Genomic DNA, 13,935 nt, shown 5'->3' on the forward strand with positions numbered 1-13,935 from the left:
GGTTATCTTCCGTATATAGCAAAGGGGTTTGTGCAATGGTTATCAGTGTTATTTTACCGAACAGGATGAGGACGACGCTTAGTTAGTCGGGTAGAAATATTACGCTGGATGCGACGGATACGTTGAGCGATGATTCTGAAGAGACGGTGGACTTTTACCCAGATTGGTGAGTATCTGACTTTTTCTGGATAAACAGGAATCAAATCCCGTCTTTCCTTGCTGAATCGAACTGCTAGCTTTCTAGCGATGGGAAATATGTCATAGCGATAGATATTTATGTGAGGGAATTTAATCAGCTTTTCCAATATTTCTGAAGTGCCAATCTTTCCCAAAGCCTCTGCCGCGTACATTCTGACATAGCTATCTTCATCGTGGAAAGCTTCAATTAATGCCGCTACCGCTTGGGAATTACCAATGTTCCCCAAAGCCTCTGCCGCGTTGCCTCTGACAGAGATATCTTCATCGTGAAGAGCTTCAATTAACGCCGCTACCGCTTGGGGATTACCAATGTTCCCCAAAGCCTCTGCTGCGTAGCTTACGACATGGTTATCTTCATCGTGAAGAGCTTCAATTAATGCCGCTACCGCTTGCGAATTACCAATGTTCCCCAAAGCCCGTGCTGCGTACCTTCTGACAAAACTATCTTCATCGTGGAAAGCTTCAATTAATGCCGCTACCGCTTGCGAATTACCAATGTTCCCCAAAGCCCGTGCCGCGTAGCTTACGACATGGTTATCTTCATCGTGAAGAGCTTCAATTAATGCCGCTACCGCTTGCGAATTACCAATGTTCCCCAAAGCCCGTGCTGCGTACCTTCTGACAAAACTATCTTCATCGTGGAAAGCTTCAATTAATGCCGCTACCGCTTGGGGATAGCTAATGTTCCCCAAAACCCGTGCCGCGATGTGTCCGACATAGCTATCTTCATCGTGGAAAGCTTCAATTAACGCCGCTACCGCTTGAGGATAGCCAATGTTCCCCAAAACCCGTGTCGCGACGTGTCCGACATAGCTATCTTCATCATAGAGAGCTTGAATTAACGCCGCTACCGCTTGGGGATGGCCAATCTTCCCCAAAGCCGTTGCCGCGAAGTTTATGACAAAAGCATTCTTTTTTTCATTGCGGAAAGCTTCAATTAACGCCGCTACCGCTTGGGGATGGCCAATCTTCCCCAAAGCCTCTGCCGCATTGCTTATGACATACATATTTTCATCGTCGAGAGCTTCAATTAACGCCGCTACCGCTTGGGGATTGCCAATGTTCCCCAAAGCCTCTGCCGCCTTCCATCTGACACCCCAGTTTTCATCGTGGAGAGCGGAAATTAACGCCGCTACCGCTTGAGGATTGTCAATCTGCCCCAAAGCCTGTGCCGCTTTGCTTCTAACATCGCGGTTTCCATTGTAATTAAGAGCCTCTTGCAACTTTCGACATATTACTGAATTAGCTTTACCTAAAGCCAAAACAGCCGACTCGATAAAATCAGCATCAGGATAACATTCCCAAAACCTATAAATTCTATCGATTATCTCTACAAACAAAGGATGCTCACTATCTTTACATTCAGCGATACATTTACCCGCCAATAACAACAAGCTACCAAAAATATCATCCTTCTCACCCATAATCGCTTCCACCAAAGGCACGGGTTTTTTCATCAATCCCGCCAGCAAACTCAAAGTTTCATGCCAGTCATATTCCCAAAAATGTGCTTTCGCTAAATCAATCCTCTTTCCCAGCAAATAGGAAGCCGCAAAATACTCCTGAAAAGTCCGGTGCAGAAACAGATACTTATCTCCATCCCTGTCCAGTTTTTGCAAAATGCCATCTTCTTCCGCCAGTTCCTTAATTAACTCAGCCGTCTTCACATCCCGGAAATCTCTTTTCTGACTCTCACGCAGAAAAATATCAATTCTCTCCGATAGTTCCTGCAATGAAAAAATCTCCTTCCCATCGCAGCTAAAATGATAAGCGATATCTTGCAACAATCCGATTTTGGCAATCACCCAACCATCTTCGCACAACTGTCTTTTATTCTCACCCCGCCATTTCTTCAGCATATAATCCACAGCTTGTTGATAAACTTGGCTGCGTCGTGCGGGAAGGTGTAATTCTTTTTCTTGATAAAGACTGCAAAGCAAAGATAACAGCAGGGGATTTTGCGCCAATCCCTGAATTTGCGGTTTATTCCCCAGTTCCCCAATCAATCCCTCAGCCGAAACCGCATCATTATTAATAGCGCTAAAAAACCCGGTTTCTTGACTAACCTGTGAGTTTAGTTGATTTTCGTTGACTGAGAAACCGGGTTTTTGTCCTCCACTGCATAAATCTTGATTAATATATCCCGCCGCATTATTAAACCAAGTTTGAATATACTTTTCCGTTTGCTTTTGGCTAAACGGAACAATTTCAACCTCTTTCGCACCCTCGACAAAAGCGCCACCATAACCGACAATCCGAGAAGTGCAAATAATCCGACAAGGATAATTCCGAGTAAATCGGTTCAGCTTTTCCGCCAACCGATTTCGCTGCGCTTTCGGCACTTCATCCAAAGCATCCAAAAGCAGCAGACATTTGCCATTCGCTAACTTTTCCTTTAATATCTCGTCAATTAATCCCGCAGTTTTGGGATAATCTCGTTGAATAATCCGAGGAATCGCATCAAAAATTTCTGCCTTTGTTTCCGCCAAATCAGATAACCGAATCACCAGCGGAAAAATCGCCTCATCGATATTTCCCAGATTTCCGAAAAGCTTCTCCCTCTCCGCTTTCGCAGTAGTCAGCGCCTCCATTTTCAATAAAGTAGATTTTCCCATACCAGGGTCAGCGAGAACCATAATTTTTTGATGTTCCTTTCTCGCCTTTTCCCAATCAACTTCAACTTGTCGCGATTCATCAAACCCTTTAAAAGCATAAGCGCGTTTAGCTTCCGCCTCCGATTCCAAATATCCCCAAAAACTTTCTACATCATGGCGATATTTCCGTTCCAGCGTCACCTGAATCGGAATATATTGGTTTTGCAAAACAATCTCTTGCGCCGTGTGAAACAACCGAATAAACTTATATTGCTGCTCAATCTCAGCTAAAAAATTAGCAACCGCATTCTTCTGCGGTTCTAATCCCAATCGCTCCAAAATCTCAGTAATATTATCCCAGCGAATCACATAACTTTCATCGCTTTTACTGCACTGAATCACCCCCACCACACCGCCCAATTCTTGTGCAAAAACAGCCCCGCCGCTAGTTCCCGCCTCGACTTTCTCATTTATTCTGTGAGACTTAAAAGTAGACTTTTCCTGCGGTAACTTATTCCAAGCATTATTAGCAGTAATTTCGCGAGAAAGATAGGTATTAATCGTATTAACAGGCGCACTGGGACGGATATTTTTGGCAAAGACATCAATCCCTTCGGGAAAAAACTTCTTTTGTTTCGGCGGAAAACCATAAACCGTTACCGATGTCAATAGATGTTGAGGATTAATAATCGCCACCGCTTTCGCATCCGCAACATCTATTTTTAGTATCGCAATATCAACATCTGGATGAGAAAATTCTTCGCACCATTCCGCCTCGTAAACTTGTCCGCGATACTCTACCTTCAGCAACCCTAACTGATAGATAACATGATGACAAGTAACGAGATAACCATCAGAACGAATTATAAACCCAGAACCGGAAACAGTCTGCCCATCAGAACCAAGGATTTTCACCATCGATTCTCTGAGCATATCAAGATTGTAGTCGCTCATGGTGCAGGTGGCTGGTTAGGTGCGGCTGTTTGCGCTTTCGTAAAATCCCACTCTACTGTTACTTTAACATTCGCCTGCGCCGTTCCTTTCGTCACAAAAGGTACGCCAGTTTCCCCACCCGCCTGGATGCCAAATTCCAAAGTTACTTTGCTGGGTTTTTCCAAGTCTGCCATATTATTTTGGATGGTATCTAGCACCAGTTTGGAGTAACCCCGCACGGTGCTAGCCATCGCGGTTTTAAATCTTTCTGTTCTTTGTTTAATATCATCAATATAGCCAACCGCTTGCAGTTCGTCGCTTTCCTCTTCATCGTATTGGATATAAATTTTTTCTCCATCTGGGCCAAGGATTTCGGTTAGTTTCATAGGTTTATTTAATATTTTAATGTATATATTAATACATTTAAGTTGGGTAATGTCAAGCCCGCCTGGGGTTCAAACCCCAGGCTCATAGCGAAAGTCCACTGAAGTGGACTGAAGAAATAACATATATATCCAGTCGGATTTATCCGACTTTTGCTATTAGCCTGCGAATCAATTCGCAGGCGGTTGATTAGATACGACGCAGATTTTTGTGAGGAATTGTTAAATGCGATCGCTTCTTTTTTGTATAGCATATAAAAATGCGATCGCCTCAGTATCCGTAAAGTGCGATCGCATTCACAAACCAACCCCAAAAGGGCAAATTTTCCAACTTAATTAGAAGATTCCTGTTGCGCTGCTTGTCGCACTTCCTCCACAGACAAACCTAACACCTCAGCAATCTTATTTACAGTTAACCCTGTTGCCAGTAATATCGGTACTGTTTTTAACTTACCTCGGCGTTCTCCTTGTTCTAAACCTTGTTGCAAGCCTTCTTGTAAACCTTTTGAGAGCGGCTATATCCAGTTATATCGAAATGCTAAACGAGAAGGTGTCAGCGTGTGACCCTAATTCTAAGACCTCCCCTTCCATACAACATCTTCAACGCGAATTTGTTTGGGCAACAAACCTAACCGGAAAAAAGTATCTGCAATTCTTTGTTGTTCTTCGATCGCTCGATCTTGAATCGGTTGCGCCCCGTAATAATTCATCTTTGTCATTTTCAGCGCTGTTGCTAATTTCATATTGTTTTTTGCAGCAATAATTTTCGCCGCTTCTGACGGATTATTGGTAGCCCAAATTCCTACCTGTCGCATTTCTTCTATGACAATTTTGACAATATCGTAGCTGCTACTAGCAAAAGAGCGAGTGGAAAAATAAAAGTTTGTATTTTTCGTCAACCCCTCACCATTCGCCAGTAACCGAACTGGCATACTGTCTTCTAAAATTGCCAAAAACGGGTTCCAACCTACCCAAACATCTACTTCTCCCCGCCGGAAAGCTTCCTGTCCTTCTGGTGGAGGCAGATAAACTGCTTGTACGTCCTCAAGTGTCAAGCCTGTTCGCAAGAGAGCCTGTATGAGTAGATAGTGACCTGCTGATGCTTTTGTAGCAGTTATTTTTTTACCTTTAAGGTCAGCTAACGTTTTAATTGGCGAATTGTTTCGTACCAAAATACCCATCATTGTGGGAACGGGTTGCTCGTTGGCAACATACACCAGAGGTACACCGCTTGCTTGTGCAAACAAAGGAGGCACTTCTCCAGCCATCCCCATATCAACTTTTCCTTCTGCCATCGCTGCCATAATCGGTGGCCCAGCGGGAAATTCCACCCACTGTACGGAAAGACCCATCGATGCCAAGCGTTTTTCTAAAGTACCTCTGGCTTTGAGCAGAATCGGTGCGCCGTGCGGTTGATGACCGATTCGCACTACTGTTACTTTCCCAATCCCATCGTCTGAAGAAGCGGCACTAGAATTGCTATTCGTACTGGAATTACAACTTCCCAAAGCTAAACTTAAGGCCAAACTACCAGCAAACAGTAATAGAAATATTGTAGTTAAACGAAGTTTAAAGCAATCCGAAATAGACTTTAAAAGATCTGGCAGTAAGAGTTTCTGTAGCTTAAATAACATATAGTTTCACAAATATCTAGGGCATTTAACTGTTAACAGCAGTTCAATGGGCCATCGACGTTAACTGGATGTTTTAACCTATAAACTAAGATAAGGGAGCCGAGACTATTTATGGATAGTCCAAATAGGAAGGATTTTCGAGAACGGATCTTTTCGATCGCCAACCAATTGCGGTACGGTCTTGTATCAATTGCGATCGCCAGTTTAGCAATAACGGGAGGCGCGTTAATCTATCTTAGCTTCCTCAGCGAGGTGGAACAGTCAAGACTGCTACAGCAAGAGCGATCGCACTCCACCGCCAGCGAAATCGGTACTTATCTGAATGACTTACAGCGTCAATTAAATTACCTAGCGGGATTGCGTGGATTGACAGAGTTTTCTGACCAAACTTTAGCCAGTCTACTGGAAGGACTTGTTAATAGCAACAGTGCCTACGAAATCGTTGGTATTATCAACAATCAAGGCAAAGTTGTCCAAGCTATGTCCCCATACAAACCAATATCTCCATCCGATCCCGTTTTGGTCAAGGTTGCTAAATCTCCCCTATTCTCGCAAACGTTTAAGGAAGGAGAAAATTATCTGGATCGCGTAGAAATTGACCCCAAAACAAACTTACCAGTAACTTGGATAGCCGTTCCGATCCGAAATTGGAAAAATCATGTTGATGGAGTATTATTCGCTCGGATAAATCTTAACTTTTTATCTCTGGTTATGTCTCAAATTAATGTAGATAAAAGTGGTTACGTTTATGTTCTTGATGACCGCTTTAATCTCATTGCTAAAAAGGGAAGTACACCCAATACCTTTAAAATAGAAAACCTTTCCCAACGTCCTTTTATCCAGAATATATCAAAACTATCCTCATCAGCAGCAGATATCGAACAATTTTTAATTTACCGGGGATTGAAGGGCAAAGAAGTTTTGGGATCTGCTACCTTGGTACGTCGAGTGCAATGGACTGTGGTAGTAGAATTGCCAACTGCTGAAGTTTACGCTCCGGTTCGTAGAATGGCAATCGTTATGGGCGGATCTCTTTTTCTCGTAACTGTGGTTGTAGTTAGTTTGGGGTTCGCTTTCTCAAGGTCGGTTGTTTTACCCCTGGAACGCCTGACAGATGTCGCTTCTAAAATTAGTGCCGGAAATCTCGATATCAGAGTGGATATTACCGCCCGCAATGAATTGGGAGTCTTGGCTAATACCTTTAACAAAATGGCCGATCAACTGGCTGATTTTTATCGCGATTTGGAACAAAAAGTAGCCGATCGCACCGGAGAGTTGAGCGAAGCAAACCAAGCCTTAGAACGGGAAATTATCGAACGCAAACTAGCAGAAAAAGAACTTCACGAAGCGCTCTATAACCTCAAACAAACGCAAACTCAACTACTGCAAACTGAAAAGATGTCTAGTTTGGGACAATTAGTGGCAGGTGTAGCTCACGAAATCAACAATCCCGTCAATTTCATTCACGGTAATCTTTTTCATATAAATGAATACAGCGAAACATTAATAGAGCTTTTCCAGCTTTATCAAAAGTTTTATCCACATCCCGATCCAGAGATTCAAGAATACGTGGAAACAGCGGATATACAATATATAATTGAGGATTTACCGAAATTGCTATCTTCCATGAGAGTGGGAACCGATCGCATCCGCAATATCGTTTTAACGTTGCGAAATTTCTCTCGGCTGGACGAAGCGGAAATGAAACAAGTGAAAATTGAAGAAGGCATTGAGAGTACGCTGTTAATTTTACAAAGTCGCTTAAAAAGTAAACCGGGATCTCCGGGAATTGAAGTTATGAAAGAGTACGGTGATTTGCCAGATATCGAGTGCTATTCCGGGCAATTGAATCAGGTATTTATGAATATTATCAGTAATGCGATCGACGCTCTGCAAGAAAAAGACAAAAAGCGCTCGCCAGAGGAAATAAAAAACAGTCCCAGTCAGATTACCATCCGTACCGAAGTTATCGATCGCGATTGGGTAACGATTTGTATAAAAGATAACGGCTCTGGGATAACCGATGATGTAAAATCTAAAATATTCGACCCATTTTTTACCACTAAACCAGTCGGTCAAGGCACAGGTTTAGGATTATCCATCTGCTATCAAATTGTTGTGGATAAACACGGCGGAAATTTGAACTGTTTGTCCCAACCCGGTGAAGGGACAGAGTTTTGGATTGATATCCCCATCAAACAGAGCGCCAATCAGGCTAGTGCAGCACGGCAGCAGTAACCCACCAGATCGAAAGTAGTTGAATGTCTGACGCTCAAAAAACTTTTGAATGAGTGACTTTTGACTTACCGCAGTTCGATCGACTACCTACTTGACAAGAGTATGGGGATCTGATAATAATAAGAGTTTGTGAAACTTTACCACTTTTAATAAACCCTTGGCTAACGTAATAGTGATAGGTGCCCAGTGGGGCGATGAAGGAAAAGGAAAAATAACCGATTTACTGAGTAAATCAGCAGATGTAGTTGTACGTTACCAAGGGGGTGTCAATGCCGGACACACCGTTGTGGTGCAAGGGCAGACCTTCAAGCTGCACCTGATTCCCTCTGGTATTCTATATCCCGATACCGAGTGCATCATCGGTTGCGGCACCGTCATCGACCCCCAGGTACTGATTGAAGAACTCGACCAGCTAGAAAAGCTGGGTATCTCAACGCGCAACCTGCTGATTTCCCAAAGCGCCCACGTCACCATGCCATACCACCGCATGATTGACCGGGCATCGGAAGAGAGGCGCGGAAACCACAAAATCGGCACCACAGGTCGCGGTATCGGCCCGACCTATGCCGACAAATCCGAGCGTACCGGCATCCGTATCTTGGATTTAATGGAACCAAATGCCCTCCGCAAACAGCTGCACTGGACAATTAACTACAAAAACGTCATCCTAGAAAAGCTTTACGACTTGCCGGCCCTCGACCCAGAAGAGGTAATCGAGCATTATTTGCAGTATGCAGAGCGTTTGCGACCTCACGTAGTCGATAGCTCCTTAAAAATCTACGATGCCATTAAGCGGCGGCGCAATATTCTGTTTGAAGGGGCACAAGGAACCCTGCTGGATTTGGATCACGGCACGTATCCCTATGTGACTTCCTCCAACCCGGTGGCCGGTGGAGCTTGCGTGGGCACAGGTGTAGGCCCGACCATGATCGATCGCGTCATCGGCGTCGCCAAAGCATACACCACACGAGTGGGAGAAGGGCCATTTCCCACCGAAGTAGACGGCGATGTGGGAGAATTTTTATGCGATCGCGGTGCGGAATTTGGCACCACCACCGGACGCAAACGCCGTTGCGGTTGGTTTGATGCCGTCATCGGTCGCTACGCCGTCCGCATCAACGGAATGGACTGTCTCGCCATCACCAAACTCGACGTACTCGACGAGTTAGACGAAATCAAAGTCTGCGTTGCCTACGAAATCGACGGTCAACGCTGTGAAGACTTTCCCACCAGTTCCCGCATCTTTGCTAATTGCAAACCCATCTACAAAACCTTACCGGGTTGGAAACAATCCACAGCTGATTGTCGGCAATTGGAAGACTTACCCAAACAAGCGCTGGAGTATCTCAAATACCTCGCCGAATTGATGGAAGTCCCCATTGCGATCGTATCTCTGGGAGCCAGCCGCGACCAAACAATTATTGTGGAAGACCCCATCCACGGGCCCAAACGAGCCCTTTTGCACGCTGACGGCACACCTGTGGCTGTCTGAAATTCGATCGCTAATTGCTACAATCGAAAGTCTTGCCATCCAAAATCTCAAATCGCAAATCCGAACATGGAACTCACAGTTGAATGTCAAAAGCGGCCAGAACAAAGCAAACCCAACTCTCTGCGTCGCAACGGTCAAATTCCTGCCGTTTTATACGGTCACAACGGTGCTGAATCAGTTTCTTTGACAGTAAACGCCAAAACCGTTGAGCAACTGCTCAAAAAAGCCTCCATCAACAACACCCTGATTAATCTGAACGTTACCGACCTACCTTGGAGCGGTCAAACTATCCTGCGGGAAGTGCAATCTCATCCCGCTAAAGGACATATCTACCACGTCAGCTTCTTTTCTGTCGCCGCTCACGGTAACATTGAAGTGAAAGTGCCGCTCCATTTTGTCGGCGAACCAAAAGGTGTCAAGCTAAGAGGCGGGATGTTAGACACTGCGATATCATCACTGCAAGTCAAATGTTTGCCCGAAAGCATCCCAGAAAAAATTGAGGTTGATGTCGCCAATTTGGATATTGGCGATGCAATTCACATCAACGAGTTAACTTTACCCCCAGGCGTCGTTGCCGTTGTAGAAACAAATGAAGTAATTGTCTCTGTACTCGCGCAGCAGGGTGGTGCGGAAGGTGCAGAAGCAGCAGCTGTATGAGCCTCGCTCAACTGATGCTATCAGTTTATTTCTGACCGAACCAGGGTTTCGTCCCTGGTTTTTTATTAAAATTTGTCATTAGACATCTCCAAAAATTCTTGTAGAGTAGGCATCCTGCCTGCTTTTTAGATTCTTTTCTAGAGAAGTCTATTTGTCATTTGTTTTGATTGACAATTTACCTTTTCAGCAATTATCAATTATCATGACCGAAACTACTCTCCCTCCTCTCATTCAGCAAATGTTGCAGCCGGAATTTTATCCTCATCCGGTCACAGAACCAATTAAGCTAATTCAAACGCACGTTTCTTATGTATTGCTTACGGGCGACTATGCCTACAAACTCAAAAAACCAGTTAATTTTGGCTTTTTGAACTTTTCTACTTTAGAACTAAGACAACATTTTTGTAATGAAGAGTTTCGGATGAATAAGCGGGGCGCACCCGAAATTTATCTGGAAGTTTTGCCTATCACTGAGGCAGGCGATCGCTTTCAACTCGGCGGTGCTGGCGAAGCGGTAGAATATACGCTGAAAATGCGCCAATTTCCGCAAGATACTTTATTCCTCAGTTTATTTGAAGCTGGTAAATTAGCTGAGGAAACTATGGCAGATTTGGGACGAATTGTGGCAGATTTCCACGCCCAAACGCCAACGAATGAGTACATTCGCACCTTTGGAGAAGTCGATCGAATTCGACAAGCGATCGACGAAAATTACGACCAAACTGCCAAATATATCGGCGGGCCGCAAACTCAGTCTCAGTATGAGGAAACCAAACACTTTACAGATACTTTCTTTGCATCTCGATTAGAACTATTTGCCAGTCGGATTCAAAATAATTTTATTCGCGAATGTCACGGCGATTTACACCTAAGAAATATCTGTTTGTGGAATGACAAAATTCTGCTATTTGACTGTATTGAATTTAACGAACCTTTCCGCTTTGTCGATGTAATGTACGATGTCGCGTTTGCCGTGATGGATTTGGAAGCAAGGCAACGTCCCGACTTCGGTAATGCCTTTTTGAACACCTATGTGGAAGAAACTGGCGATTGGGAAGGTTTGCAAGTTTTGCCTTTGTACCTAAGCCGTCAAGCTTATGTGCGAGCGAAAGTAACTTCATTTTTGTTGGACGATCCGGGTATTCCCACTGATGAGAAAGAAAAAGCTCTAGAAACAGCATCTCACTACTATAAAATGGCGTGGGAATACACAAAACCGCGCCAAGGTAAATTAATTTTAACGTCCGGTGTATCCGGATCTGGGAAAAGTACGGTGGCGCGACAGTTGGCTCGCAAAATAGGCGCAATTCACCTTCGTTCCGATGCAGTGCGGAAACATTTGGCTGGTGTACCGTTGCGCGATCGCGGCGGCGATGAGTTGTACACTTCAGAAATGACTCACAAAACTTACGGGCGTCTGTTGGAACTGGGAATTATGCTGGCAAGCCAAGGCTTTACCGTAATTTTAGATGCCAAGTACGACCGCGTGGCGTTGCGGAAAGAGGCGATCGAGCGGGCCCAAGCGCACAATCTGCCTCTGCAAATTTTATACTGTACAGCACCAGAGGAAGTATTGCGCGATCGCCTCTCATCCCGTACCGGCGATGTTTCTGACGCTACCGCTAACCTGCTCAGCAGTCAACTAGCCGCTAGCGAAGCATTCACAGACGCCGAACAAGCTTTTGTCAAAACATTAGACACCACCCAAGACTTAGAATCACAATTGAATTCCCTAATCAGTCAATAGCTCATTGTTCATTGCTCAATTTTTCTTGATGCGATAAATTGCCAGCAGAAACACTAATGAGCAATGACCGATGATTATCTCTGAGGGCATTTCCACAGGACTGAAAGCAGCTTTGTTCTTTTTTTTGGGTTTTTTGTTGCTCGGACAGTCACCAGCTTTAAGTTTCCTTTTGGCAATCCTGGGTGGACTATCTGCTGGCTGGATAGCGGCTGGGTGGAAAAACACAGAAACGCCCAGCCTTCCCCAGCAAACGACTCCGGAATCTGCAAAAGAAGGAAACCCTAAGCCAACTAAGACTAATTTAAGGCGCAAAAAAATCAACAAGCGCCACCAACCTCGTCCTAGCTGGTTCTTTTGGAAAAACCCACGCAGAAGTTCCAGACTGTAAATTTAAAATGACAAATGTAATTTCAATCTCAAATCTGAAATCTCAAATCTGAAATCTCAAATCCCGTAATTGCAGATGTTCCTATTTTTATCGAAGCTACTCCCTATTTTCATCTACCCGTTAGGGCTAGCCTGCGGACTGATAATCGTCGCTTTGGTGATGTTGTGGAAACGGCCAAAATGGGCAGGCGTACCGATATTTCTCGCACTCTTCGTGTTGCTGTTGGCAAGCAATACCTGGGTAGCTCGTGGATTAGTACGATCGCTCGAAGGACAGTATATCCCAACGGTCGAACTGCCGTCAGCACCTGCGATCGTCGTTTTGGGAGGTGGTATTCTGCCGAAAAAGCCGCCCCGACCTTGGGTAGAAGTAGCTCAAGAAGGCGATCGCATCCTCTACGGTGCTAAGTTATATCGAGAGGGTAAAGCGCCGATCCTGATTCTCAGCGGCGGTCGCATCGATTGGAAAAACGGCGGGCCACCAGAATCCCAAGATATGGCAGAAATTGCAGAGACAATGGGCGTTCCCAAGTCAGCTATTTTACAAGATCCCACATCCCTCAACACCCACGAAAATGCCGTGAATGTCCGCAAAATCTTGGCAGCTAAAAATATCGAACCCCGTGTCCTCCTAGTTACCTCTGCTTTCCATATGCCGAGATCTCTCGCCATCTTCAAACGTCAGGGAATCGAAGCTATCCCAGCTCCGACTGACTTTCTCGTTGTACAAGAAGACCTCAAGGAGGAAAGCACTTGGCAAGCCACGCTGCTGAATCTCCTGCCGGACAGCACCAGACTGGGAGACACAACCCGCGCTCTCAAAGAATACATTGGTATAGGGATTTATCGTCTCCGAGGTTGGCTCTAGGGGATGCAAGGATTTTGGATTTTGGATTTTAGATTTTGGATTGAAGTTTAATCTGAAATCTGCAATCTCAATTTGCAATTCTTATATCCCGACGCTTTTCCCCTCTTCCCTTTTTGTGTTTTGACTTTTGACTTTTGACTTTCTAGCCCTCAGTCCCTCAGACTCATGTCAGAAGAATTAAGACGAATTATCCCACTGCCGCCGGTGGCAGGCGATGAAATCTTTGCTGCCTACCAAGCGACCAGCGAGTTTTACCAAGAAGTTCGGTATCGTGAAGAATTTGAGCGTTACTGTCAGTGGTACTACACGACAGCACAACGACACCGACAAGAGTTGCAAAAGATGAAGAGAGAGGTCAACATCCTGGGTTGGTTTCGTTGGGGTCGTCGCTAGGATATGACCTCCACCTCGTTTTCGCGGAAGTGACCTTTAAATTTTTTGTCAAACTTAACTAGGACAGGAAGGTTAGCGCTCACAGGTCTACCTTGCCACTCATGAATAATCGCCATAACTTCTCCTTCCAAACCCTTGACATCAAAGGGTTTACTGCGATGTTCGGGATGATGGTAAACAACGACAGACTCTTTAACGCGCACGCGATCGCCAACTTTCATAAACTCTAGCGTTTCCTTTTGGGGCACCTTCAGGTTGCTTCCAGACAACCTTTTTATCTTTGCACAGAACTGTCCCAAAACTTATACTAATTTCTCTCTTCATTAGGGAGATGGAGTGGGGGAGTGGGAGAGGGGGGAGTGGGGGAGTGGGGGAGCGGGGGAGCGGGAGAGCGGGAGAGTGGGGGAGTGA

Annotated in this window: 12 protein-coding genes; 7 read left to right on the forward strand and 5 right to left on the reverse strand. The window is 44.9% G+C overall.

The window, feature by feature from the left end; genetic code table 11:
* Positions 1 to 53: 53 nt before the first annotated feature.
* The 4 genes from H6G03_RS20930 to H6G03_RS20945 all read right to left on the reverse strand — a co-directional run bounded on the left by H6G03_RS20930 (position 54) and on the right by H6G03_RS20945 (position 5,742).
* Positions 54 to 3,746, reverse strand: coding sequence for a HEAT repeat domain-containing protein (locus H6G03_RS20930; RefSeq protein ID WP_190467802.1), 3,693 nt, complete (start codon positions 3,744 to 3,746; stop codon positions 54 to 56).
* Complete coding sequence (locus H6G03_RS20935; protein WP_190467805.1) at positions 3,743 to 4,111, reverse strand: CU044_2847 family protein; 369 nt, start codon at positions 4,109 to 4,111, stop codon at positions 3,743 to 3,745. Before H6G03_RS20935 ends, H6G03_RS20930 begins: the two co-directional genes overlap by 4 nt.
* A 329-nt stretch (positions 4,112 to 4,440) precedes the next feature.
* A complete protein-coding gene (locus H6G03_RS20940) occupies positions 4,441 to 4,596 on the reverse strand; it encodes a hypothetical protein (RefSeq protein ID WP_190467810.1) in 156 nt (51 codons plus the stop codon).
* An 84-nt stretch (positions 4,597 to 4,680) separates the two neighbouring features.
* Complete coding sequence (locus H6G03_RS20945) at positions 4,681 to 5,742, reverse strand: sulfonate ABC transporter substrate-binding protein (protein ID WP_190467813.1); 1,062 nt, start codon at positions 5,740 to 5,742, stop codon at positions 4,681 to 4,683.
* A gap of 111 nt (positions 5,743 to 5,853) precedes the next feature.
* On the opposite strand from H6G03_RS20945, the gene H6G03_RS20950 reads away from it, so the two are divergent.
* The 7 genes from H6G03_RS20950 (at position 5,854) to H6G03_RS20980 (ending at position 13,524) form a co-directional block, all read left to right on the forward strand.
* Entirely contained in the window at positions 5,854 to 7,980 is a 2,127-nt protein-coding gene (locus H6G03_RS20950) for a sensor histidine kinase (RefSeq protein WP_190467815.1), read from the forward strand.
* A gap of 157 nt (positions 7,981 to 8,137) precedes the next feature.
* Positions 8,138 to 9,472: an adenylosuccinate synthase gene (locus H6G03_RS20955; protein ID WP_190467818.1), complete on the forward strand. Its 1,335-nt coding sequence runs from the start codon at positions 8,138 to 8,140 to the stop codon at positions 9,470 to 9,472.
* A 66-nt stretch (positions 9,473 to 9,538) separates the two neighbouring features.
* The gene (locus H6G03_RS20960) at positions 9,539 to 10,129 is read left to right on the forward strand and encodes a 50S ribosomal protein L25/general stress protein Ctc (RefSeq protein WP_190467822.1); all 591 of its coding nucleotides are present in this window, start codon (positions 9,539 to 9,541) and stop codon (positions 10,127 to 10,129) included.
* Between the two features lie 202 nt (positions 10,130 to 10,331).
* Positions 10,332 to 11,876, forward strand: coding sequence for a bifunctional aminoglycoside phosphotransferase/ATP-binding protein (locus H6G03_RS20965; RefSeq protein ID WP_190467846.1), 1,545 nt, complete (start codon positions 10,332 to 10,334; stop codon positions 11,874 to 11,876).
* Between the two features lie 70 nt (positions 11,877 to 11,946).
* Entirely contained in the window at positions 11,947 to 12,264 is a 318-nt protein-coding gene (locus H6G03_RS20970; RefSeq protein ID WP_190467825.1) for a hypothetical protein, read from the forward strand.
* Positions 12,265 to 12,339: 75 nt separating this feature from the next.
* Positions 12,340 to 13,131 (forward strand): YdcF family protein, encoded by a 792-nt coding sequence (locus tag H6G03_RS20975; protein ID WP_190467828.1) that lies wholly within the window; start codon positions 12,340 to 12,342, stop codon positions 13,129 to 13,131.
* Positions 13,132 to 13,296: 165 nt separating this feature from the next.
* Positions 13,297 to 13,524 carry a hypothetical protein gene (locus H6G03_RS20980; RefSeq protein WP_190467831.1) on the forward strand — a complete coding sequence of 76 codons (228 nt, stop codon included), beginning with the start codon at positions 13,297 to 13,299 and terminating at the stop codon, positions 13,522 to 13,524.
* Here H6G03_RS20980 and H6G03_RS20985 read toward each other — a convergent pair.
* On the reverse strand, positions 13,521 to 13,745 hold the full coding sequence (locus tag H6G03_RS20985) for a ferredoxin-thioredoxin reductase variable chain (protein ID WP_190467849.1): 225 nt from the start codon (positions 13,743 to 13,745) through the stop codon (positions 13,521 to 13,523). The two genes, H6G03_RS20980 and H6G03_RS20985, sit on opposite strands and share 4 nt — an antisense overlap.
* Between the last annotated feature and the right edge of the window lie 190 nt (positions 13,746 to 13,935).

This window comes from Aerosakkonema funiforme FACHB-1375 (genome assembly GCF_014696265.1).
Taxonomy (GTDB): Bacteria; Cyanobacteriota; Cyanobacteriia; order Cyanobacteriales; family Aerosakkonemataceae; genus Aerosakkonema; species Aerosakkonema funiforme_A.